Source organism: Mesorhizobium sp. AA23 (genome assembly GCF_001672435.1).
Classification (GTDB): domain Bacteria; phylum Pseudomonadota; class Alphaproteobacteria; order Rhizobiales; family Rhizobiaceae; genus Mesorhizobium.
Map to the genome: position 1 here is coordinate 39,944 of NZ_LYTP01000029.1, position 22,756 is coordinate 62,699.

A 22,756-nucleotide genomic window follows, 5' to 3' on the forward strand; every position below is an offset into this window, starting at 1 on the left:
CCAAGATCCTGGTATCAGCCGATATGGGCTTTGTAGGCGGCCTCGTCCATGAGGCTCTCGAGTTGGCTTGCGTTGGAAAGCTTCATCTTCCAGAGCCAGCCATCGCCGGTCGCCGCCGAATTGACCAATGAAGGGTCCGACGACAGTGCTGTGTTGGCTTCGGTGATCTCGCCGTCGACCGGCGCGTAGACGTCAGAGGCCGCCTTGACGGATTCGACGACTACGGCAGTGTCGCCCTTCGCGAGCTTGCGGCCGATTTCCGGCAGTTCGACGAAGACGAGATCGCCGAGCTGCTCCTGCGCATAGTCGGTGATGCCGACGGTGGCGACGCCGCCTTCGACGCGCAGCCATTCATGATCCTCAGTAAAATAGGTATTTGCCATCGGAATATCATCCTTTGCGGTAGCGATGTGGCGTGAAGGGCAGCGAAGTGACATCGATCGGGATCCTGGTCCCGCGGACGTCGGCGAATAGTCTGATGCCGGGCTTGGCCAGCGCATTGTCGACATAGCCCATGGCGACCGGGTGGCCCGTCGACGGGCCGAAGCCGCCCGAGGTCACGTGGCCGGCCGCATTGCCGTCGGCATCGACAAGCGCGGCGCCGGCGCGCACCGGCTGACGACCATCGGGCTTCAGGCCAACCCGCTTCTGAGACGGCCCGCGCTCGAGGATCGAGCGCAGCGCGTCGGCGCCGATGAAGTGACCGGAAGCGCGGAGCTCCTTAGGGATCGCCCACATCAAACCGCCGCTCGCCGGATCGATCTCGGGTGTCAGATCCTGGCCATGCAGGCAGAGCCCGGCCTCGAGCCGCAGGCTATCGCGGGCGGCAAGGCCGATCCATTGCACGCGCTCATCCTGCAGGAGCTTGCCGACGAGATCGCGGGCATCCGCTTCCGGCAGCCCGATCTCGAATCCATCCTCGCCGGTGTAGCCGGAGCGGCTCATGAACCAGTTTTGCCGGGGCTCGACACCATGCATGAACAGCAGCGAGCCCGTTTCGATACCGGCTCGCGAAAGGGCCGCCCAGGCATCCGGGCCCTGGATCGCCAGGAAGACGCGGTCGAGCGGCTCGACCTTGGCATCGAAATCCGCGGCCAACGCACGCAGATGCCTTTCATCCTCGGCCGCATTGCCGGCGTTGGCCACCACCATGAATCGGCCATCGTCAAGACGCGTGACGATCAAGTCGTCAATGACGCCGGCGGCCTCGTTGAGGAAGAAAGTGTATTTGGATTGGGCAATTTCCATCGCGCCGGCGTCGAGCGGGCAGGCGCGGTTGAGTAGGGCGGCGGCGCCCGGGCCGCCGACCTCGAACAGCTTCATATGCGAGATGTCGAACAGGCCGGCATGCTCGCGCGTGTGGAGGTGCTCCTTCATCACGCCGGCCGGATAGGTCAGCGGCATCGACCAGCCGGCAAAAGCGCCGAAACGCGCGCCCGCGGCGCTATGCAAATCCTCGAGGGGTAGATGTTTGGTGTCTTCGCCGGTCATGTCTTCTCCAGAGTCGCACGCAATCGACCGCCATTAGCGGTCTAGTCCGTGCCCCTCTGTCTGAAGCCTGAGAGACTCGCGCCCCGTAACTCTGTCGGCAGCGCTTACACCTTCGGCGCGGGAAGATTCCCGACTTTCCAGAGTTGTCTTTCCCGTCCACGGTTCTTTTGCCTGAGAGATTTCGGGCGATTTCCCCTTCGGCGACAGCTTGCGCTGTTCTCTCCCGCAAACAGGTAAGACTCAGTCACCTGAGCCCTCGACGCGCCATCCATAGCCCGTCGGCGACACCTTGTCACCTCCCAGCGACATATCTCTCGGCAGCCGACGCCGATGACAACACCCGATCTGGTCTGAACGGCGGCCCAGCAAGGCGGCCTAGTCGCCCGAGGCCATCGTCTTGCAAAGGATGATGTTGGAATGGCCGATTGTCGCCGTGAGGCTTTTCTCAATCGCGTTGAACTCGGCTGACGCAAGATCGTGCTCGGCCTGCAGGCGAAGCGCCATCAAATACCAGCATACCAGTCGTAGCCATTGTCTTCCCAATAGCCGCCGCGACCGCCGCCGACATTGGCGAAGCCGTCGACCAGCTCGATCTTGTAGAGATATTTCGGCATCTTGTAGCCGAGCTGGCGCTCGACCCGCACCCGCAGCGGCGCGCCGTTCTCGACCGGCAGCGGCTTGCCGTTCAAGCCGTAGGCCAGGATCGTTTGCGGATGGCGGGCATCGATCAGGTCGATGCTGCCGTAATATTTGATGTCGCCAGACAGGCTTTGGTCGATCGTGTCGAGGCAATGGAACATGACGTAGCTCGCCTGCGGCTTGACGATGGCCTGATCGAGCACCAGCGAGAGCGGCGTGCCGGTCCATTTGGCGATGCAGCTCCAGCCTTCAACGCAGTCGTGGCGGGTGATCTGGGTGCGGCTCGGCATGTTCTGCAACTGCTCGCGGGTGAGCGACAGCGGTTTTTCGACGAGGCCGGTCACCTCCAGGCGCCAGTCGGCGAAATTGTTGGCGAGAAGACCCTTATAGGTGTCGTCGTCAGGCGCGGTGACGCCGTTCGGCCGCTGCGGCTGGCGGATGTCGGCCTCGCTGAATTCCGGTGCCAGCGCGTCCCGGCCGGCAAGCAGGCGCTGCGCGCGGTATGTCAGCCCGTTGGCGTTTTCGAGGAAGCTGCGCAGCCCGCTGCCGACGCCCAGACCGCTGTCGAAGGCATCGCAGCCGGACAGCGCGATGCCTGACAGACCGAGGCTGGCGGAGGTCAAGAACTTCCGGCGGCTAATCTGGAATTTTGCCATGTCAGGCGCTCCTCTCGGTTGCCTGGTCGTGCTTTGCGGGCGGGTCGGTGCGATACCAGCCGGTGATGATCGAGCGCAGCTCGTTGATCGGGCCGGCCGCCACGATCATCAGCATATGGACGACGAAGAAGAGCACGAGCAGCACCATGACAATGAAGTGGATGGTGCGAGCCGTCTGCCGACCGCCCAGGATTTCATTGAGCCAGGGAAGCACCGAATTCATGCTCGGCGACATCGCAAGCCCGGTGATGATCATCAGCGGCAACAGCACGAAGAGCACGCCGCCATAGGCCATTTTCTGCAGCGTGTTGTATTCGCGCGCGTGGTGGAATTTCAGCCTCGCATGGTCGAGAATGTCGCGCGGCAGCTTGCGCAAGTCATCCAGGCGAGGGGCAAGATCGCGGCGGATATGGCCGTTGATCAGGCTCGCGATCAGCCAAATGAGCAGGGTTGCGCTCAGCACCCAGGCGAAGAAGAAATGCACGACGCGGGCCGTGCCGAGGTCGTAGTAGGACGGGATCGTCGCCCAGGACGGAAAGGCGCGCGGCGTTTCCTGTCCGGGAGGGCCGGACCAGCCGAGCACGCCGGTGGTGTCGAAGCGATGCCCGAAGATTTTGGTAAAGCCGCGCGGTCCGCCGTCTGTGTTTTCGGCGCCGATCTCGAGGATCGTATTGTTGTATTGGAAGCCCGATTCCTTGCCGATGTAGAGTTGCGGGCGCGCGTTGAAGATCTGCAGGCCCGAAAGCAGCATGAAGAACAGCGAGAACGCCCAGAGCCAATGGGTCAGGCGCGTCCAGCGCGATTGCCGGTAAATCAGCGTCGGGTCCTTCGGCGCGGATGCTTCCACCTCGGCGGAGGGTTCGCTTCTGGCGACGGTCTCCATATCTTGGTGTCCTCCCGGCTCGCTCGTCTGCGGCCTCTCAGAGCCTTGTTCTCCTCCCAATACGTCTCCGGCCCAAGCGTTGTTTCATCCGATCACGGATTTATTATGGACTGCCCAGGCTGACCGCGAGATTGACCGCGGCGGCGACGATCACCGTGTTGAAGAAAAAGCTCAGGATCGAATGGACGAGCACGACCTGGCGCATGCGCGAGGTCGTGATCCCAGTGTCGGCGGTTTGCGCAGTCATGCCGATGACGGTCGCGAAATACAGGAAATCCCAGCCTTCCGGGCGTTTGCCGCCGGGAAAATCGAGGCCGCCGACCGGATTCTTCTTCCTGGTTTTCTCGTCGATCTCGTCGCGTCCATCCAGTAGACATGCGCATAATGCAGCGCCGCCATGGCATGGATTGTGAACCAGCCAAGCGGGATCGACAGCATCGCGAACAGAACCTCCAGCGGATGCGCGGCAGCCTTTTGGTTGATGAGTTGAAACAGCGAGCCGATGGCGAGGCCGACGACCAGGAGCGTGACCGCAAAAATCAGCAGCACCGGCAGGTCCGTGGCACGCGCGTTCTTGCTCAGGTAACGGACGGTGAGCCTCGGCATCGCGACCAGCACCAGAAGAGTGTAAGCGGCGAAGAAGAGGTTGGCGCCGATGGAGTAGGGCAGCGGCGCCCCCAGCATCAGGGCGAGAAGCAGCGCGACAATGCCGATGGGCGCAGCCAAAGCGAACTGCACGTGCCGGTGGATCGGCGTGTTGAGGGATATGTCGTCGCCCATGGCCGGTTCTCAAAGGGCTTCGGGTCAGCCGGGTGTGGCGGATTTGAGCGCCCGCCGCAAGATGCGGTCGAGCTCGCCGAGAAAGTTTGACCTGTCCTTCGCCGTGAAGGCGGCGTTCAAGCCGCGGCTTTCGCCGGTCTCGCGCAGATGCTGCTTCAAATCCCGCATCGCCACCGCCATGCCGATGGTCTCGGGCGTGAGGGGACGGCCCGTGGGTCCCAGCACATGCGCGCCGAGCGCCACCGTGCGCGCGGCAAGCGGGATATCGGCCGTCACCACGACATCGTTGAGTTTGGCGTTCTCGACCATCCAGTCGTCCGCAGCGTCCGCGCCCTTGGAGACTACGACATTGCGGATCATCGGATCGCGCGACGGGCGCAGGCCGCCATTGGAGACATAGGTAACCACGACGCCGTGCCGCTCCGCCACCTTCTCGACCTCGGCCTTCACCGGACAGGCATCGGCATCGACATAGATGATGGGTGCTGGCATCGTCTCTCCAAATGTGCAAAGGGCCGGCGTTGGCCGGCCCTTTACCAGAAATCCCGCAATCGTCAGGCCGCCAAGGCTCCCGACTTCTTCGCCGTCCAGGTGGCGATGTAGTCCATCAGGGCGGGGTTGAGGCAGTCATAGGGTTCGAGCCCGATCGACTTCAGCTGGCCGCGGATGCCGTCCATGCGGCTCGGGTCGACGCCGGCTTCGATGATGGAGGAGACAAAGGCGGCAAAGCCGGGCGGCGACCAGCCGTCCTCCTCGAAACGCTCGGGATGGATGAAGGACAGACCCTTGAAGGGATGGTCGCGCTCGACCGGGCCGTACATGTGCACGCCGCAGCTGGTGCAGGCATGGCGCTGGATCAGCGCTGCCGGGTCGACCACCTTCAGCTTGTCGCCATTCTCGGCCACAGTGACGTCGCCGGTGCCGGCAACGGCCACGACCGAGAACACCGCGCCTTCCGGCTTCCAGCATTTGGTGCAGCCGCAGGCATGGTTGTGGGCGATCTGGCCCTTGACCTTCACCTTCACCGGGTTGCTGGTGCAGAGACAGACCAGCGTGCCGCCGGAAAAGGCAGCACTTTCCTTCGGCAGCCCGTTGTCGATCTTCGGATGCAATTTTTCCGCCATTCGTCCTTCCTCCCATGTTGAGCCGCAAAGGTTGCGGGCTCCAGCCCACGACCGATGCGGCATTGCTTCAGTAAACCACGACGCTGCGGATCGACTTGCCCTCATGCATGAGGTCAAAACCCTTGTTGATGTCGTCGAGCGTCAGCGTATGGGTGATCATCGGATCGATCTGGATCTTTTTCTCCATGTACCAGTCGACGATCTTCGGCACGTCGGTGCGGCCGCGCGCGCCGCCGAAGGCGGTGCCCATCCAGGTGCGGCCGGTGACCAGTTGGAAGGGCCGCGTCGCAATCTCCTGGCCGGCGCCGGCAACGCCAATGATGACCGACTTGCCCCAGCCGCGATGCGAGGCTTCCAGCGCCTGGCGCATCACCTTGGTGTTGCCGGTGCAGTCGAAAGTGTAGTCGGCGCCGCCGATCTGGTCGGCGCCGCGCTTGGTCAGGTTGACCAGGTAAGGCACGATGTCGCCGTCGATCTCCTGCGGATTGACGAAATGCGTCATGCCGAACTTCTCGCCCCAGGCCTTCTTGTCGTTGTTCAAGTCGACGCCGATGATCATGTCGGCGCCGGCCAGGCGAAGGCCCTGGATGACGTTGAGGCCAATGCCGCCGAGGCCGAAGACGACGGCCGTAGCGCCCTGCTCGACCTTGGCGGTGTTGATGACAGCGCCGATGCCGGTGGTCACGCCGCAGCCGATATAGCAGATCTTGTCGAAGGGGGCGTCGGGATTGACCTTGGCGATCGCGATCTCCGGCAGCACGGTGAAGTTGGAGAAGGTCGAGCAGCCCATATAGTGGAACAGCTTTTCACCGCCGACCGAAAAGCGCGAGGTGCCGTCGGGCATCAGGCCCTGTCCCTGCGTGGCGCGGATGGCGGTGCAGAGATTGGTCTTGCGCGACAGGCAGGACGGGCACTGCCGGCATTCGGGCGTGTAGAGCGGGATGACATGGTCGCCCTTCCTGACCGAGGTCACGCCCTTGCCGACATCGACGACGATGCCGGCGCCCTCATGGCCGAGGATCGCCGGAAAGATGCCTTCCGGATCGGCGCCCGAGAGCGTGAACTCGTCGGTGTGGCAGATGCCGGTCGCCTTGACCTCGACCAGCACCTCGCCCTCGCGCGGCCCCTCAAGATCCACCTCCATGATCTCCAGCGGCTTTCTGGCACCAACGGCAACTGCGGCACGCGTTTTCATGAGGCATTCCTCCCAAGGCAATCTTAAAAGTCTCAGCTTTATGGCAGGCCGTCGAGCCTGCCCGGCGAGGCGAATACCGCCTGCCATTTTCTTGCGCTCGCCACCACCTTACCGGGTTCGAAGGTGGCGGCCAACGTCTGTTGCGACGTTTTTCGACGCCGCTTCTGCAAAAGCATCGAGCGCCGAAGGGCAGGGGCTGCAGACACTTGAGGCGCGTCGGGATTGTCCATAGAACTGGACGGCTTCGCCGGAGGAACGACATCCGAATGTTCAAGAAGATCCTGATCGCCAATCGCGGCGAGATCGCCTGCCGCGTGATCAAGACGGCGCGCAAGATGGGGATCGCCACGGTCGCGGTTTATTCGGATGCCGACCGCGACGCCGTGCATGTCGAAATGGCCGACGAGGCCGTGCATATCGGCCCGTCGCCGGCGGCGCAGAGCTATCTAGTGCCTGAGAAGATCATCGCCGCCTGCAAGGAAACCGGCGCCAAAGCGGTGCACCCGGGTTATGGTTTCCTGTCGGAACGCGCCTCTTTCTGCGAAGCGCTGGAAAAGGAAGGCATCATCTTCATCGGACCGAAGCCCAAGGCGATCCGCGCAATGGGCGACAAGATCGAATCGAAGAAGTTCGCCAGCCAGGCCAAGGTTTCGACCGTGCCCGGCTGGCTGGGCGTCATCGAAAATGCCGACCACGCCGAAAGGATTGCCGGCGAGATCGGCTATCCGGTGATGATCAAGGCCTCGGCCGGCGGCGGCGGCAAGGGCATGCGCATCGCCTGGAGCAGCGCGGAAGTTCGCGACGGCTTCGAGCGCGCGCGTTCGGAAGCGAAAAGCTCCTTCGGCGATGACCGCGTCTTCATCGAGAAATTCGTCGTTGACCCGCGCCATATCGAGATCCAGGTGCTGGCCGACGCGCATGGCAATGCGCTCTATCTGGGTGAGCGCGAATGCTCGATCCAGCGCCGCAACCAGAAGGTGGTCGAGGAAGCGCCGTCGCCGTTCCTCGACGCCAAGACGCGCAAGGCCATGGGCGAGCAGGCTGTGGCGTTGGCGAAAGCCGTCGATTACCAGAGCGCCGGCACGGTCGAGTTCATCGTCGACAAGGACAGGAACTTCTATTTCCTTGAAATGAACACGCGATTACAGGTCGAGCATCCGGTGACGGAGCTCGTCACCGGCATCGATCTGGTCGAGCAGATGATCCGCATCGCCGCCGGCGAAAAGCTCGGCATCAGGCAAAACGAGGTGAAGCTGAACGGCTGGGCGGTGGAAAGCCGTCTCTATGCCGAGGACCCGTTCCGCAATTTCCTGCCCTCGATCGGCCGGCTGACGCGCTACCGGCCGCCGCAAGAGGGCATGTTCGGCGATGTGGTGATCCGCAACGACACCGGCGTTGCCGAAGGCGCCGAGATCTCGATGTTCTACGACCCGATGGTGGCAAAGCTCTGCACCTGGGCGCCGACGCGGCTCGAGGCTATCGATGCCATGTCCGAAGCACTGGACGGTTTTGTCGTCGACGGCATAGAGCACAACATTCCGTTCCTCGCTGCGTTGATGCAGCATCCGCGCTGGCGCGAGGGGCGGCTTTCCACCGGCTTCATCGCCGAGGAGTATCCGGACGGTTTCGCGCCGGTCGAACCGGACGGTGAGGAGAGGGCGGTATTCGCCGCGATCGCCACCGCGATTGAGCTGCTGCGGCGGGACCGGCTCGACCGGCTCAGCGGCCGGTTGGCACCGCATTCGGGCCATCTCAAGCGCGACTGGGTGGTGAAGATCGGCGCGGACTATCTTTGCGCCGGCATCCTCGACGGCATGGTCTCGATCCCGATGGAGATCGATCTCTCGATCAATGGCAGCGAGCCGCTGACGGTCGCTTCCGACTGGCGGCCGGGCGACCCGATTTGGCGCGGCAGGGTCGGCGGCAACCGGATCGCGGCGCAGGTCCGGCCGGTGCTGAACGGCCTTTGTATCGCCTGGAAGGGCATGTCGGTGACGGCTCAAGCCATGCTGCCGCGGACGGCGGAGGTGGAAAGGCTGATGCCGGAAAAGCTGCCGCCGGATACCTCGAAAATGCTGCTTTGCCCGATGCCAGGACTGGTGGTGTCGATCGCCGTCGCCGAGGGCCAAGACGTCAAGGCCGGCGAGACGCTGGCCGTGGTCGAGGCGATGAAGATGGAGAACGTGCTGCGCGCGGAGCGCGACCTCACCGTGGCGAAGCTTAACGCCAAACCGGGCGACAGCCTCGCGGTCGACGCTGTGATCATGGAGTTCGCCTGACCCAGGGCGACATAGGCCGCAAGCTTGTGGTTCGCGGTCGATTGTACTGGACTGGCATCGCGGCGTCCGGGACAATACATCTGCACGGATGAGTCCTTGAGATAGCGCGAAAAAACATGGCGGATGAACGACTTCCACGCGACCCTTTGCAGCGCGAAGCTGTCGTGAAGGCTACGCAGCCGGAGACGCCTGCGCGGAGGTTCATCCATCTGCGCGTGCATTCAGCCTATTCGCTGCTCGAGGGCGCCCTGCAGCTCGGCGCCATCGTCGGCCACGCGGTCAAGGATGAAGCGCCGGCGATCGCAGTGACCGACACCAACAATCTGTTCGGCGCGCTCGAATTCGCCCAGAAAGCGGTCAAGGACGGTATCCAGCCGATCATCGGCTGCCAGGTCGATCTGGTCTTTTCCGGCGAAACGAGCGACGCCCAACGCGACCGCCGCCGGCACGGTCCCGAGATGTCGCCGATCGTGCTGATCGCCGCCAGCGAGGCCGGCTATGCCAATCTGGTCCGGCTGATCAGCAAGGTTTATCTGGAAACGCCGCCCGGCGAGCCGGTGCACATGACCAGCGCCATGCTGGAGAGCCATCGCGATGGCCTGCTATGCCTGACCGGCGGCCCGCGCGGCCCCATCGGCAGCGCGCTGAAGGCGGACCGCCGCGACCTGGCCGAACAGCGGCTGCTGGTCCTCAAAGAGCTTTTCGGTGACCGTCTCTATGTCGAGCTGGAACGGGTCGCCGGCTATGACCGCATGGTCGAAAAGTCGACGCTCGACCTTGCCTATACCCACGAACTGCCGCTGGTCGCGACGAACGAGGCCTTCTTCTCCAAGCGCGAAGACTATGAGGCGCATGACGCGCTGATTGCGATCGCCGAAGGCTCGGTGGTGGCCGCCGACAATCGCCGGCGGCTTTCGCCCGACAATTTCCTGCGCGGCCAGGCCGAGATGGCACGGCTGTTCTCCGACCTGCCGGAAGCGATCGACAACACGGTCGAGATCGCCATGCGCTGCTCCTACTATCCGAAGAACCGCAGCCCGATCCTGCCGCGTTTCACCGGCGCCGACTCCGCCGACAAGGACGCCGCCGAGAAGGCGGAAGCCGCCGAGCTCGCGCGCCAGGCGCGCGAGGGCCTGGAGGCGCGGCTTGCCGCGCACGGACCGACGCCAGGCTACACGGTCGAGCAATATCGCGAGCGGCTCGAATTCGAGCTCGGCATCATCGAGAAGATGAAGTTTCCCGGCTACTTCCTGATCGTTGCCGACTTCATCAAATGGGCGAAGGCGCAAGGCATCCCGGTCGGACCGGGGCGCGGTTCGGGCGCCGGCTCGCTTGTCGCCTATTCGACCACCATCACCGACATCGACCCACTGCGCTTCTCGCTGCTGTTCGAGCGCTTCCTCAACCCGGACCGCGTCTCGATGCCGGACTTCGACATCGACTTCTGCCAGGACCGGCGCGAGGAGGTCATCCGCTACGTCCAGCAGAAATACGGCCGCGACCAGGTCGGGCAGATCATCACCTTCGGTACGCTGCAGGCGCGCGCCGTGCTGCGCGACGTCGGCCGCGTCCTGCAGATGCCCTATGGCCAGGTCGACAAGCTCTCCAAGATGGTGCCGCAGAACCCGGCCAACCCGGTCAAGCTGGCCGACGCCATCGCCAACGAGCCGCGCTTCGCCGAGGAGGCGGAAAAGGAGCCGATCGTGCAGACGCTGCTCGACACCGCGCAGAAGCTCGAGGGCCTCTACCGCCATGCCTCGACGCATGCCGCCGGCATCGTCATCGGCGACCGGCCGTTGTCGGAATTGGTCCCGATGTACCGCGATCCGCGCTCGGACATGCCGGTCACCCAGTTCAACATGAAATATGTGGAGCAGGCCGGGCTGGTGAAATTCGACTTCCTCGGCCTGAAGACGCTGACGGTGCTGGAAACGGCGGTGAAGCTGATCCGGCGGCGCGGTGTGGATATCGATCTTGCCCGCATCCCGCTCGACGACCCCGAGACGTACGCCATGCTGTCGCGCGGCGAGGTGGTCGGCGTGTTCCAGGTTGAAAGCGCGGGCATGCGCAAGGCGCTGATCGGCATGCGGCCGGACTGCATCGAGGACATCATCGCGCTGGTCGCGCTCTATCGCCCAGGCCCGATGGAGAACATCCCGACCTACAACGCCAGAAAGCATGGCGAGGAGGAGATGGCCTCGATCCACCCCAAGATCGACCACCTTGTGAAGGAAACTCAAGGCGTCATCGTCTACCAGGAACAGGTGATGCAGATCGCGCAGGAGCTTGCCGGCTATTCGCTCGGCGAAGCCGATCTTCTGCGCCGCGCCATGGGCAAGAAGATCCGCGCCGAGATGGACAAGCAGCGCGAGCGCTTCGTCACCGGCGCCGTCGAGCGCGGCGTCGGCAAGGCGCAGGCCGATTTCATCTTCGATCTGCTGGCGAAATTCGCCGACTACGGCTTCAACAAGTCGCACGCCGCGGCTTATGCGGTCGTTTCCTACCAGACCGCCTACCTCAAGGCGCACTATCCGGTCGAGTTCCTGGCGGCGTCGATGACGCTCGACATGAGCAACACCGACAAACTGGCGGATTTCCGCCAGGACGCGCTGCGCCTCGGCATCGAGGTGGTGGCGCCGTCGGTGATGACCAGCTTCCGACCCTTCGAGGTCGGCGAGAACAAGATCTTCTACTCGCTGGCTGCGCTCAAAGGCGTCGGCGACGCGGCGGTCGAGCACATTGTCGAGAAGCGCGGTGAGAGGCCGTTCAAGAGCCTAGCCGACTTCTGCGAGCGCGTGGATCCGAAGATCGTCGGCAAGCGCGTCTTCGAAAGCCTGATCATGGCGGGGGCCTTGGACTACTTCGGGCACGACCGCGCCGTGATGATGGCAGGCGTGGAGCGGATGATGGGGCTCGCGTCGCTAGCGCAGCAGAACGCCATCTCGGGCCAGACGGATATTTTCGGCGCCTCGCTCGGCGCGCAATCGCAGGCGCTCAACCTGCCGGCGGCCGAGCCATGGCTTGCCGCCGACCGGCTGCACCGCGAGTTCCAGGTGGTCGGCTTCTATCTCTCGGCGCATCCGCTCGACGAATACAAGGCCGCGCTGCAGAAGATGCGGGTGCAGAACTGGGCGGAATTCTCCGCTGCGGTCAAACGCGGCGCCGCGGCCGGCCGGCTCGCCGGCACCGTCACCACGAAGCAGGAGCGCAAGACCCGCACCGGCAACAAGATGGGCGTCGTGCAGTTTTCCGACACCACCGGCCAGTACGAGGCGGTGCTGTTCTCCGAAGGCCTGGCGCAGTATCGCGACATGCTGGAGCCCGGCCGTTCGGTGGTGATCACCGTCTCGGCCGAAGACCGGCCGGAGGGGATCAATCTGCGCATCCAGACGGTGCAGTCGCTGGAGGACGAAGCAAGCCGCATCCAAAAGGCGCTGCGCATCTTCGTGCGCGATGCTCAGCCCATCAACATCCTTGCCAACCAGCTTGCCGTGAAGGGCGAGGGGCAGGTGAGCTTCGTGCTGATCAAGGAAGCCGGCCAGGGCGAGGTGGAGATCGAACTCCCCAACCGCTATCGCATCTCGCCGCAGGTCGCGTCGGCCATGCGCGCGGTGCCGGGTGTCGTCGAAGTGGAACTGGTGTAAGCGTTCCAACGACTTGTTTTCGCGCAACTCCGAACAGAAACCGGGTAGCGCTTTCCTTGAATGCTTTGGCGCGAGGCGTGGCCACCAATTCAAGCCCCGCCGCCATCACCCGTACTGGCCAAACCACGTCATTCGCTCAGCGACGTATGGTTCTGTATATCTTTGCCTAACTTGTTCTTGCTAATGATGGCGTGAGCGGCAAACCAAGCTGACAATCTGGCACTTAAAAGTCGCCCGGCAAGAATCGTAACCCTCGTAGAGTTTTGTGTTCCGGTAACCAGGTAACCAAAAATAAAGTACTTGGCTTATGATGATGCAGGGCGTGGGGAGGCGATTTTGGCACTGAAACTGGTTATCCAGATTCCCTGTTACAATGAGGCAGCGAGTCTTGGGGCCACCGTTACCGCAATACCGCGCAAGATCGAGGGGATAGATAGCGTCGACATTCTTGTGATCGATGATGGTAGCACCGATGGGACTGCCGACGTTGCGAGAAGCCTCAATGTGGATCATGTGGTTAGCCATCGCCGCAATCGCGGCTTGGCGGCTGCGTTTCAGACGGGGATAGACGCCAGCCTTCGCGCGGGAGCCGATATCATTGTCAATACCGACGCCGACAACCAATATGACGCGTCGGACATAGAGCTGCTTGTCGGGCCTATTCTGCGTGGCGAAGCTGACATCGTCATTGGCGACCGCCAAGTGCGTACAAATTTCCATTTCTCGTCAGGCAAGCAGATCCTGCAGCGCGTCGGGACCCGCGTCGTTCGTCATTTGGCGGGGATAGACGTTCCCGATGCCGTCAGCGGATTTCGCGCAATAAGCCGCGATGCCGCGATGCAGATCAACATTGTGTCGCGCTTTTCCTATACAACCGAAATGCTGATCCTCGCTGGCAAGAGGCGATTGGCGGTGGCGTCGGTTCCCATTCGAACCAACGCGCCCATGCGGCGGTCTCGTTTATTTAAAAGCATACCTCATTTTATTTTCAACACCGGCATCACAATTGTACGCTCCTATGCGCTTTATAATCCTCTTAACGCGTTTCTGCTCATCGGCGGCATAATTTGTTTCGCTGGCTCCTTGCCGATACTTCGTTTTCTGTGGTTGTCTTTGGTAGGAGACAATAGAGGCCACATTCAATCGCTGGTCCTTGGCGGCGTGTTGATGATCGTAGGTTTTATCACTTTGCTTTTCGCACTTATTGCCGACCTAATCGGGCGCAACCGGCAAATGCTCGAGATGACGCTTTTCAAGCTACGGAAAATCGAAGAGCAGATGGATCGGGTCGAATAATGACGAGTTTGGCCGGATTCTTCGATGCGAGGCCTGAAGCTCCTGTCAGGGTTGGCCGAGGGACAATTCTTATTCTGTTCGGCGCTATCGCAGTACTGGAATTGACAACGGCACTCTTTCGGGAAGTTAACTGGGACGAATTCCATTTCCTATCACTGATTTTCGAATACAAGCGGGCTTCGCTTAGTCTTGCCTTGCAAACGTTTCACGTCCATCTATTTTCATGGCTGACATTGCTGCCTACCGACGAGATAGGCACGATCGTCATTGCGCGCTGCCTGATGTGGCTTCTTCATCTGGCCACGCTTTGGTTTCTCTTCAAAACGGCCGAGAGCCTCGTTTCCATTCGCGGGGCTTTATGGGCGACGGTGCTTTACGCCACACTGAGTTTTGTGATGCGGAACGCGACGAGCTTCCGTGCCGACCCGATCATCACTACACTTCTGATGGGTGCACTATTCGGGCTGACGCGCGACCGCCTTCCGCTCAGGCTACTTATCCTTTCTGCGCTGGCGGTGACGGTTGCGGGCCTGATCTCGATAAAATCGGTCTTTTATGTCCCGGCCATAACAATGGTCGCGACCCTGCAGCTGGCACGCACCCACGATAAGGTATTGCTCCGGAATATGGCCGTCGCACTCGTGATTGCCGCCACGGCGTTCGTCGGCCTATTTCTTTGTCACTCGGCAAGCTTGGCGCAGGCCGTATCTCAGGCCGGGAATACGCTGACCTCCGTTTACAACAAGCAGCTGGTTGATAGCAGCCTCTTCTACGGGGCGAGATTTCTGGCGTATTCGCTGGCGGTGAACGCGCTGCAATGGTCGGTGATCTGCGTCGGAATGGGCCTGGCTGTAGCTCGGACAATCAACAATAGCGGCGCGGAGAGGCTCCGCGCATTGACTATACTTAGTTTCGCCTCGCCGTTGTTATGCATTGCCTTCTATAGAAACAGCTTTCCCTACTTCTATGTGTTCATGATGGCACCCGTGGCGGTGGTCGGGGCGTTGGCCGCAGATAAGCTGTCTTCGCTGTCAAAAATTTCGGGGGCAATCCCCGTGATATTCGTCGCCCTGGCGGTGGGGCATGCGATTCCAGAATTTCAGCGAGACCAATCGGCTCAGCGATCACTGATTTCCGCCGTGCATCAGATCTTTCCGAACCCGGTACCTTATATCGCTCAAACGGGCATGGTTGCATCCTATCCCCACGCAGGATTTTTGATGAGCACCTGGGGAATCGAAGAGTATCGCGATCGAGGAGAACCGGTGCTTCTGCATGCGATCGAGAAAGAAAGACCGCCCTTCGTCATCGTCTCGGGCCCGGCGCTTTCGGCTGCGCTGGAACCCGGCACTGTATCGATCGATGCGGGCGAAGGATTGCTCCCTGCCGACATAGAGGCTCTGAAAGAGAACTATGTGCGCCATTGGGGTCCAATCTGGATCGCGGGAAAGCAGCTACCCGCCACAGGCGGGGTTGAAGCCACATTCGCGGTTCACATTCCTGGACCCTACACTATGACGGCCGATGCACCGGTTGAAATTGACCGGCGATCGATCCTGCCGGGCGATGTTGTCGAGCTAACTGAGGGAATGCATAGCTTTCGGGGCGGACTTGCCACGTTGCGCCATGGGCGAAACCCGCCTGTTCCCGCGCGCGAGCCGCCAATGGCGATCTTCACCGGGTTCTAGGCGAGGGCCTGCTGGTTTGCGCGTGCTGATTTCCACGTCCACTTTTCCTCGCTTTCATGGCGACAACGTCTCCCCCTTTATGTCCGATCTGATTTTCGCGCTCGCGGCCAGAGGAATAGAACTGGACGTGTTGGCCCCCCATTCGCCTGGCAGCAAGACGGTCGAGGACCTGGGCAACGGTGTCACCGTTCATCGGTTTCGCTATGCTTGGCCTGAAAAGCTGGAAAACGTCTTCTATGGCGCAGGAGCGCTCGAAAATATCAAGGCGAAACCATCAAAAGCGATAAAGCTGCCACTCATCGCGGTCGCGCAAGCTGCTGCTACCTATCAGCTAGCCAAGTCGCGTCGCCATCATCTGATCCATGCACATTGGGTGGTCCCGCAAGGAATCACTGCATTGCCTTCCTGTCTCGGTCGAACGGCTCTCGTCGTGAGTGCGCATGGCAGTGACGTTCTCGGTTTGGAGGGACGTCTACCGATGTGGGCGAAACAGCTTGCCGCGCGGCACGCATCATTCCTGACGGCCAACTCTGCCGCGACGGCGGCTGCGCTACGCAGGTTGGGCGCAAACCCCGATCGGGTCGAGATCGTTCCGATCGGAGCATCTTCTCGAACTCGTGAGGCAATGTTCCCGTCTTGGGAGTGTGGATTCGCCGAGGAAGCAAAGCCTCTCTTGCTGTTCGTCGGAAGGCTAATTGACTGCAAGGGAGCGGAGGATGCAGTCGCCGCTCTCGCATTGCTGCAAAGCCGTCTGCCAGGCGCACGACTCGTTGTCGTGGGCGATGGGCCGGACCGGCAAACCCTCGAGGCGAAGGCCACGTCTCTCGAGGTGCGCGACCGCATATTGTTTACGGGTTGGCTGCAGCCGGAAAACGTTAGCCATTGGATGCGCAGAAGCGATGTTCTGGTCATTCCCTCTCGCCGTGCGGCAGATGGCACAATGGAAGCGCAGGGCGTCGTGCCGCTGGAAGCGATGCTCCACGACCTGCCCGTGATCGCGTCGCGATGCGGTGGTCTCGTCGACATCATTCGCCATGAGGAGACAGGGCTTCTGGTCGCCGAGCGATCTCCAGGAGAAATCGCCGAGGCGGTGGAGAGAACGGTTACAAATAAACGCTTTGCAATCGGCCTCGCCGCCAATGCCAAGGAATGGGTTCTGTCCGAGGGCACGATCGCCAAGACCGCTGAACGATTCCACGAAATTTATCACCGCGTTTTATCGGCCGAGAGACGAACCCATTGATGCTTCACAAGTTGCCGGTCGAAAGAAGGGCGTCCAGAATTATGTCGTTGAAGAAATGGGCGAAGAAGAGTTGGTTTGCGGGGCCGCTCGTCCGAGAGGTATATTTTGCCTTGGCCGCGCTGAATTTTCGAAATTCTGCTGACTATTGGGAAAGGCGCTACAGGGATGGCGGCACGTCGGGTGCCGGTTCAGCCGACCGTCTCGCGCGGTTTAAGGCCGATTTTCTCAATCGCTTTGTAGAAAGTCACGAAATTCATTCGGTAGTTGAGTTCGGCTGCGGCGACGGGATGCAACTGGCCCTTGCAGAATATCCAAAATACTTAGGGCTCGACAATGCACCTTCGGCGGTCGCCCAGTGCCGAAAGCGGTTCGCGAATGATCCGACCAAACAATTCGAGCTTGTCCACAACTACCCGGGTGGTCAGCACGATCTCGCGCTGTCATTGGACGTGGTATATCACCTGGTGGAAGACACCGTATTTGATACGTATATGCGGGACCTGTTCTCTTCTTCAGAGCGGTTTGTCATTGTGTATTCAAGCAATTCAGCTGAATCGACCCCGGAACCGCACGTCAAGCATCGCATGTTTACGAAATGGATCGAGGTCAATCGACCGGATTGGAAACTTTGTTCGGTGACTCCGAACGCTTATCCGCTTAATCCGCGCGATCCCGACAACACGTCCTTTGCCGATTTCTACGTATACAGCCGGAATTAATCAGATAGGGATCTCAATCGCCTTGTCCCTACAAGAATGACCGCCAGCAAGAGCAAACCCAGCACTACGGCAATTCGGTTGGTTCCAGCAATCAGGAAACCTGCGACAGAATCGATATTGGCAAGCGGCGAGAGTAATGCCGTGATCGCCTCCGTGATCCCCAAGCCTGCCGGAACGAGAGAGGTTAGTGTTCCGATTATGGAGGCTATCGAAAAGGTTGAAGCCTGATTGAAGCCGAGGCCGATCCCGAGCGCGTTTGCCGCGAGGCAGAGCCGAAAGGCCTCGAGGATCAAGCCAGCGAGCTTTATGGCCAGCGCCGAAACAACCAGTCTCCAACCGGATCGGAGGCGAACCAGGAAGACAATGCTGGCGCCAGTGCACAGCAATCCGACAGTGGCAAAACCTGCACCGATTGTGATGTGGCCGAGCGCAAGAAGGAATAGGCCCGAATAGCCAAACGCTGCCCCAAACCACAACGCCATGAAAAAAAGAATCAGGCTGCCTCCAAAGCGCAGTCCGACTCCATGTGCCCGTAGCGCCGCAGCGCGCGACAAAAGGCCAGCCGGCAAAAACAGCATATTGGCGGCACTTGAAAAGACGCCGATTTCGAATGCGTTTGCCCAAGCCATGTTCTTCTTCGCCATTGCTGCCATGATCTGGAGCTCGAGCGCATTCAGCGCCGCCGTGGCCGGCACTGCGACCATGACGAGGAAGACAAAGGGAGTTGCGTTAAGCCGTTCAAACAGGCCAGGCATGCTTTGGATAGCCAACAGCAGGCCGCCAGCAAAAATCGAAATCGCCACTGTGAGCCCAAGATTGCGAATGGGCGCACGGTGGGAATGTCCCCAGTTAAAAACCTGGTCGCCCAGGACGGTTAGGCGGGACACCACAAATCTTGCTTTAGCCGAATTCAAACGCCGTCGCCCCGTACTGCCACAATATGATGGCTACGCGAATGATCCGATGGCGATCTATCCGGGATTCGGGTCACCTGATAACCAGCTTCTGTCAGCGATTTCATGGCCCGTTTCACTTCCTCGGGCGCAAAATCATGCATCTCGCAGATCACGACCGGATGTGTTTGCAACGTTGTCGCGGCCCCCTGCAGCGCGTCTGCCTCGCCTCCTTCGATATCAATCTTTATCACATCAGGGCGTGGATAGCCTTCAGCTATGAGGCTGTCGATGCACCTAACTTGCACGCTCACGGGAGCGACGGCATTTTCCCCGGGGCCAACCAGCTTCCCCGACATTGCGCCACCCCTGAGGTCGAACACCCTCACTTCGTCGGCAGCACCAATCGCGAATTCGTGCAGCGATACGTTGGGGATCCTGTTTTCCAGAGTCCGGCGGAAATACTTAAGGTTGATCTCACCGGGCTCGAACGCAAGCACTCGTCCCGTTGGGCCCACAATCTTCGACGCGATCAGCGAATGCAACCCGATATTGGCGCCAATGTCATAGAAAATGGCCCCTGGTTTTAGATAGCGGTGGAGCAGGGCGGTGACTTCTGGCTCGTGATTTTTTGGGTTGGTTGCATTCCAGTGTAGCATCGGGTTGAAGAAGAGGTCATAGCCGTTTGGCAGTTTGACCTGATCGATGCTCCCCTTGGACGCCCGCTGCAAAATCTTGCCCAATCCAAGCCTATCCAGCAAAAAGCGCCTGCCGGCATGGGGAACTATATTGCCAAGAACGTTCACTAGATGAAATGCATGCTTCATAGTATTCATCGAGGCCCTCCGGAGAACTCGTTCACGCCCGTTCAGACTGGAAAATTGCGGACAGCGAGGCAGTGGCGCTATCAAATTAAACGGCATTGCCTTTTTTTTAGTGAAGCCGACAAAAGGCGCCTTGCTCATCGCAAGGAGGGTTGAGAGCGGGTGCCGCCATGCCAATGAACGGCTGGCTGAAGGCGATTTGGCCCGGGCTAGGCAGCAATGGCGTAGTTGGCGGTGTTATGCGCTCCACCCGTGCTGATGAAATGCCCCATGGGCCCGGTGTCGACACCAGCCCGCGTGTCGGATCGCAGGCAACCCAACCGGGCGTCTGACCTCACAGCTAGGAGGTCGCGACTTCGGCAGGCTGAGGCGCCTTGCGCTGCAGGTTGAGCAGATTGCCGGTCAGGATCAGCAAGGCGCCGCCGGCGGTGAAGACATCGATCTGCTCGTTGTAAAGCAGCCATCCGATCAGCGCAGACAGCGGCACGCGCAGGAAGTCCATCGGCGAAATGACGGTCGCATCGGCGTGGCTGAGCGCGCGGGCCATGCAGAAATGGGAGGACATGCCGGTGAAGGCGACCACCAATATCGACGGCCACAGTTCGACTGCCGGGTTGCGCCAGACATAGAGCGCCGGGACGAGGCCGACCACGGACTGAATGATCAGCATCCAGAAGATGATGCGTACGACGCTGTCGGTTCGCGTCAGCGACTTGACCATGACCACCGAGACGCCGAAGCACATTGCGGCTCCCAGCACGACGAGATGCCCGGGATCGACCGAGCCGACGCCGGGACGCACGATTATCACCACGCCGATCAGACCCAGCACGATTGCCGTCAGCCTGGCCCGCGACAGCCTTTCGCCGAGAAAGGTCACCGCCAGGATCGCGGTCCAGATCGGGGTCGTGAACTCGATCGAGATCAGCACGGCCAGCGGAATCAAGGTCAGCGCATAGAGCCAGGCGGCCTGGCCGGCATAGTGGACGACGTTGCGGGCAATGTGGGCGAGCGGGCGCTGGGTGCGCATCGCCCTAAAGCCGCCCCCCATCAGCACCAGCGGCAGCAGGATGAAGAAGCCGATCACCGAGCGCAGCTCCAGCACCTGGAAGACATTGAGCGCGGCCGTCGCGGTACGGCCAGCGACCGACATCGCCAGGAACGAGGCGATCGACAGCGCCATCCAGAGCGCGGCCTTGGTGATCGAGGGAGCGGGTGCCATTGGCGCTATGTCGCAAGACCGTCGTTGTGCCGCAACCGGTAGTCGCGGCATTCGACTGGGCCAGACGGCCGCATTCCGGCTCAGCTTCCGGCGAGCGACAGTGCGCTGGCGCGCTCGCGCAGCAGCTCAAGCAACTGGTTGCGACGCGGCTCCGGCGTATCGACCGGCAGCACAAAGCAAAGCGTCGTGTTGATGGCGCCGTGGCTGTCGCGGATGGGAGCCGCCATGCACCAGGTGAAACGGTCGGCGAGCGCCGAGGTTTCGCTGAAGCCCTGCCGGCGAGCCAGGTCGACGTCGGCGAAGAATTCGTCGGGAGCAATGACCCGACCGTCGGGGAGTTCGTAGTCGGCGGCAGGAATGAAATCCTTGAGTTCCCTCTCCTGCATATGGCCGACCAGCAGCCGCCCCGACGCCGTCCAGGGGATCGGCACCTCGACGCCGACATCGCTCGAGATGCGGAAAGGGCCGGGAGAATCCCGGCAATCGAGAACGACATACTTGTTGCCGCGCAGACCACAGAGCTGAACGGTCTCACCGGTCTCGGCCGCCATCCTGTCCAGCGTTTCAAGGATGCGGCGATAGTGTGCGTTGTGATGCGAGTACGCCCATCCGAACAAGTGCACCGCCCGCCCGAAATAGACGTAGCCCTCGGACCCGACATTTTCGAGCATCTCGGCTTCGAGCAGGCTGTTGACGATCTCATAGGTCGTCGAACGGGGTGCGTTGATCATCTTTGCGATGTCGCCGATGCGCATCGGCGCGCGATGCTTCAGCAGGGCCTCGAGCAGCATGATGACGCGGTCGATGCCGCGGCGGCGCTCGCCGGCCTGCGGTTGTGCCCCGGCGCCTGCCTCGATCAAACCAGTTGCGCCTTCGCTCATGCCAGCCGCCCAAAAATCATTTTCGGCTCTCGTCTCAAGACGCTTGAAAGATGTCAAGGCTCAGTCTAGCATCCCGTTTGTCCGATATACAGACATGTTGTCTGGAATATCGGACAAACTAACGAGCCGGGCAGAAGAAGTCCAGACGACGAACAAGCGGTTTCCGCGACGCGGTGACCGCGGTGTTTCGCCGTCCCGACTCCGCGCGTCCGGACAAGAGCTACAGAAGGGGAACCGTCATGAAGAAGTCATCGTTTTTCGCATCCGCCAGCGCCTTTTGCCTCGGTCTCGTCCTGGCCGTCGGTGTCGGCTCGCAGGCCGATGCGGCCGCGAAGTGCATCAAGGGCGACCGCAAGGCGCCGTATACGATCGGCTGGGCCAACATCTATTCCGTGCCCACCTGGATGAAGCAGACCCAGGGCACGATCGAAGCCGAGGTCGAGGCGCTCAAGAAGCAGGGGCTGGTCGACAAGCTGGTCGTGACCGACGCCCAGGGCGACGCCAATGTGCAGATCCAGCAGATCCAGTCGATGATCGATTCCAATGTCGACGCCATCATTCTGATCGCCGGTTCCTCGACCGCGCCGGCGCGTGTGATCGCGGATGCCTGCGCCAAGGGCATTGCGATCATCAACTTCGACAGCCTGGTCGATACCGACCAGGTGACGGCCAAGGTCAACACGGATTCCTCGCAGTGGGGCGACCAGGCTGCGAAGTTCCTGATCGACGCCATCGGCGGCAAGGGCAAGATCCTCATCCTCAACGGCCCGGCCGGCGTTTCGGTCAGCGACGACCGCCGCAAGGGCGCCGATGCCGAGCTCAAGGCCCACCCCGACGTGAAAATCCTCGCCGAGACCAACACGCCGTACAATGTCGCGCCGGCCCAGGAAGCCGTCACCAGTCTGCTGTTCGCCAATCCCGAGATCGACGGCATCCTGTCGCTCGGCGGCGCGCTCTCGGCCGGTGCGGTGCTCGCGCTCGACAAGCAGGGCCGCGACCAGGTGCCGATCACCGGCGAGAATGCGCGCCAGTTCCTCGAGCTGTGGAAGGAAAAGGGCCTGAAGAGCTGGGCGACCATGCAGCCGAACTGGCTCGGCGCCTTTGCCACCTACACCGCGGTCCAGGCGCTGGAGGGCAAGGACGTGCCGGCCTTCGTCAAGATTCCGCTGCCGGTCATCGACAATTCCAACATCGATCAATACCTCGCCCGGGCGAAAGATTTCCCGGCTGACGGTTACATCTATTCGCCCTACGATGAGGAGCTGTTCAAGAAGCTGCTGGCGCAGAAGTAGGCGAAGG

At 61.3% G+C, this 22,756-nt stretch carries 19 protein-coding genes, 1 pseudogene and 1 riboswitch; of the genes and pseudogenes, 7 read left to right on the forward strand and 13 right to left on the reverse strand.

All coding sequences use genetic code 11. The features are described 5' to 3' along the window. Window positions 1–14: 14 nt before the first annotated feature. From gcvH to A9K66_RS22810, 9 genes and pseudogenes are all read right to left on the reverse strand, one after another. Window positions 15–383 (reverse strand): glycine cleavage system protein GcvH, encoded by a 369-nt coding sequence (gcvH, locus tag A9K66_RS22775; protein WP_067328078.1) that lies wholly within the window; start codon window positions 381–383, stop codon window positions 15–17. 7 nt (window positions 384–390) lie between these two features. Beyond that, entirely contained in the window at window positions 391–1,491 is a 1,101-nt protein-coding gene (gene gcvT, locus A9K66_RS22780; RefSeq protein WP_067328080.1) for a glycine cleavage system aminomethyltransferase GcvT, read from the reverse strand. Between the two features lie 149 nt (window positions 1,492–1,640). Then, window positions 1,641–1,727, reverse strand: a riboswitch (glycine riboswitch). Between the two features lie 139 nt (window positions 1,728–1,866). Next, complete coding sequence (locus A9K66_RS31535) at window positions 1,867–1,995, reverse strand: hypothetical protein (RefSeq protein WP_259979720.1); 129 nt, start codon at window positions 1,993–1,995, stop codon at window positions 1,867–1,869. Further along, a complete protein-coding gene (locus A9K66_RS22785; RefSeq protein WP_067328082.1) occupies window positions 1,995–2,786 on the reverse strand; it encodes a molybdopterin-binding protein in 792 nt (263 codons plus the stop codon). The genes A9K66_RS31535 and A9K66_RS22785 overlap by 1 nt, the downstream gene beginning before the upstream one ends. 1 nt (window position 2,787) lies before the next feature. Beyond that, window positions 2,788–3,669, reverse strand: a complete 882-nt coding sequence (locus A9K66_RS22790) for a cytochrome b/b6 domain-containing protein (protein WP_067328084.1) — start codon at window positions 3,667–3,669, stop codon at window positions 2,788–2,790. Window positions 3,670–3,772: 103 nt separating this feature from the next. Then, window positions 3,773–4,449: pseudogene (locus tag A9K66_RS22795) on the reverse strand (DUF1345 domain-containing protein). 24 nt (window positions 4,450–4,473) lie between these two features. After that, window positions 4,474–4,941 carry a YaiI/YqxD family protein gene (locus tag A9K66_RS22800; protein ID WP_067328088.1) on the reverse strand — a complete coding sequence of 156 codons (468 nt, stop codon included), beginning with the start codon at window positions 4,939–4,941 and terminating at the stop codon, window positions 4,474–4,476. 62 nt (window positions 4,942–5,003) lie between these two features. Continuing rightward, window positions 5,004–5,573 (reverse strand): S-(hydroxymethyl)glutathione synthase, encoded by a 570-nt coding sequence (gfa, locus tag A9K66_RS22805; protein WP_067000227.1) that lies wholly within the window; start codon window positions 5,571–5,573, stop codon window positions 5,004–5,006. A 67-nt stretch (window positions 5,574–5,640) separates the two neighbouring features. Next, a complete protein-coding gene (locus A9K66_RS22810; protein WP_067328090.1) occupies window positions 5,641–6,768 on the reverse strand; it encodes an S-(hydroxymethyl)glutathione dehydrogenase/class III alcohol dehydrogenase in 1,128 nt (375 codons plus the stop codon). A gap of 266 nt (window positions 6,769–7,034) precedes the next feature. Between A9K66_RS22810 and A9K66_RS22815 the strand changes: the two genes are divergently transcribed. From A9K66_RS22815 to A9K66_RS22840, 6 genes are all read left to right on the forward strand, one after another. Then, window positions 7,035–9,047 (forward strand): acetyl/propionyl/methylcrotonyl-CoA carboxylase subunit alpha, encoded by a 2,013-nt coding sequence (locus tag A9K66_RS22815; protein ID WP_067328092.1) that lies wholly within the window; start codon window positions 7,035–7,037, stop codon window positions 9,045–9,047. A 116-nt stretch (window positions 9,048–9,163) separates the two neighbouring features. After that, window positions 9,164–12,691 (forward strand): DNA polymerase III subunit alpha, encoded by a 3,528-nt coding sequence (gene dnaE / locus A9K66_RS22820; protein ID WP_067328094.1) that lies wholly within the window; start codon window positions 9,164–9,166, stop codon window positions 12,689–12,691. Window positions 12,692–13,027: 336 nt separating this feature from the next. After that, complete coding sequence (locus A9K66_RS22825) at window positions 13,028–13,987, forward strand: glycosyltransferase family 2 protein (RefSeq protein WP_245307655.1); 960 nt, start codon at window positions 13,028–13,030, stop codon at window positions 13,985–13,987. Further along, complete coding sequence (locus A9K66_RS22830) at window positions 13,987–15,675, forward strand: hypothetical protein (protein WP_067328096.1); 1,689 nt, start codon at window positions 13,987–13,989, stop codon at window positions 15,673–15,675. Before A9K66_RS22825 ends, A9K66_RS22830 begins: the two co-directional genes overlap by 1 nt. A 22-nt stretch (window positions 15,676–15,697) precedes the next feature. After that, entirely contained in the window at window positions 15,698–16,918 is a 1,221-nt protein-coding gene (locus A9K66_RS22835; RefSeq protein ID WP_245307657.1) for a glycosyltransferase, read from the forward strand. Window positions 16,919–16,959: 41 nt separating this feature from the next. Further along, on the forward strand, window positions 16,960–17,637 hold the full coding sequence (locus A9K66_RS22840) for a class I SAM-dependent methyltransferase (RefSeq protein WP_197507509.1): 678 nt from the start codon (window positions 16,960–16,962) through the stop codon (window positions 17,635–17,637). Here A9K66_RS22840 and A9K66_RS22845 read toward each other — a convergent pair. The 4 genes from A9K66_RS22845 to A9K66_RS22860 form a co-directional block, all read right to left on the reverse strand. After that, window positions 17,634–18,551, reverse strand: coding sequence for a hypothetical protein (locus tag A9K66_RS22845; protein ID WP_156751130.1), 918 nt, complete (start codon window positions 18,549–18,551; stop codon window positions 17,634–17,636). The two genes, A9K66_RS22840 and A9K66_RS22845, sit on opposite strands and share 4 nt — an antisense overlap. Next, window positions 18,548–19,366: an FkbM family methyltransferase gene (locus A9K66_RS22850; protein WP_095802189.1), complete on the reverse strand. Its 819-nt coding sequence runs from the start codon at window positions 19,364–19,366 to the stop codon at window positions 18,548–18,550. The genes A9K66_RS22845 and A9K66_RS22850 overlap by 4 nt, the downstream gene beginning before the upstream one ends. A gap of 328 nt (window positions 19,367–19,694) precedes the next feature. Then, a complete protein-coding gene (locus tag A9K66_RS22855; protein ID WP_067328104.1) occupies window positions 19,695–20,576 on the reverse strand; it encodes a DMT family transporter in 882 nt (293 codons plus the stop codon). A gap of 80 nt (window positions 20,577–20,656) precedes the next feature. Next, a complete protein-coding gene (locus A9K66_RS22860) occupies window positions 20,657–21,457 on the reverse strand; it encodes an IclR family transcriptional regulator (protein ID WP_067328106.1) in 801 nt (266 codons plus the stop codon). A gap of 239 nt (window positions 21,458–21,696) precedes the next feature. On the opposite strand from A9K66_RS22860, the gene A9K66_RS22865 reads away from it, so the two are divergent. After that, window positions 21,697–22,749, forward strand: a complete 1,053-nt coding sequence (locus tag A9K66_RS22865) for an ABC transporter substrate-binding protein (protein ID WP_067328426.1) — start codon at window positions 21,697–21,699, stop codon at window positions 22,747–22,749. Window positions 22,750–22,756 lie beyond the last annotated feature (7 nt).

Coding starts and splice junctions, on each gene's coding strand:
- gcvH (WP_067328078.1), bottom strand. CDS start 383: ATGGCAAATACCTATTTTACTGAGGATCATGAATGGCTGCGCGTCGAA.
- gcvT (WP_067328080.1), bottom strand. CDS start 1,491: ATGACCGGCGAAGACACCAAACATCTACCCCTCGAGGATTTGCATAGC.
- A9K66_RS31535 (WP_259979720.1), bottom strand. CDS start 1,995: ATGGCGCTTCGCCTGCAGGCCGAGCACGATCTTGCGTCAGCCGAGTTC.
- A9K66_RS22785 (WP_067328082.1), bottom strand. CDS start 2,786: ATGGCAAAATTCCAGATTAGCCGCCGGAAGTTCTTGACCTCCGCCAGC.
- A9K66_RS22790 (WP_067328084.1), bottom strand. CDS start 3,669: ATGGAGACCGTCGCCAGAAGCGAACCCTCCGCCGAGGTGGAAGCATCC.
- A9K66_RS22800 (WP_067328088.1), bottom strand. CDS start 4,941: ATGCCAGCACCCATCATCTATGTCGATGCCGATGCCTGTCCGGTGAAG.
- gfa (WP_067000227.1), bottom strand. CDS start 5,573: ATGGCGGAAAAATTGCATCCGAAGATCGACAACGGGCTGCCGAAGGAA.
- A9K66_RS22810 (WP_067328090.1), bottom strand. CDS start 6,768: ATGAAAACGCGTGCCGCAGTTGCCGTTGGTGCCAGAAAGCCGCTGGAG.
- A9K66_RS22815 (WP_067328092.1), top strand. CDS start 7,035: ATGTTCAAGAAGATCCTGATCGCCAATCGCGGCGAGATCGCCTGCCGC.
- dnaE (WP_067328094.1), top strand. CDS start 9,164: ATGGCGGATGAACGACTTCCACGCGACCCTTTGCAGCGCGAAGCTGTC.
- A9K66_RS22830 (WP_067328096.1), top strand. CDS start 13,987: ATGACGAGTTTGGCCGGATTCTTCGATGCGAGGCCTGAAGCTCCTGTC.
- A9K66_RS22840 (WP_197507509.1), top strand. CDS start 16,960: ATGTCGTTGAAGAAATGGGCGAAGAAGAGTTGGTTTGCGGGGCCGCTC.
- A9K66_RS22850 (WP_095802189.1), bottom strand. CDS start 19,366: ATGAATACTATGAAGCATGCATTTCATCTAGTGAACGTTCTTGGCAAT.
- A9K66_RS22855 (WP_067328104.1), bottom strand. CDS start 20,576: ATGGCACCCGCTCCCTCGATCACCAAGGCCGCGCTCTGGATGGCGCTG.
- A9K66_RS22860 (WP_067328106.1), bottom strand. CDS start 21,457: ATGAGCGAAGGCGCAACTGGTTTGATCGAGGCAGGCGCCGGGGCACAA.
- A9K66_RS22865 (WP_067328426.1), top strand. CDS start 21,697: ATGAAGAAGTCATCGTTTTTCGCATCCGCCAGCGCCTTTTGCCTCGGT.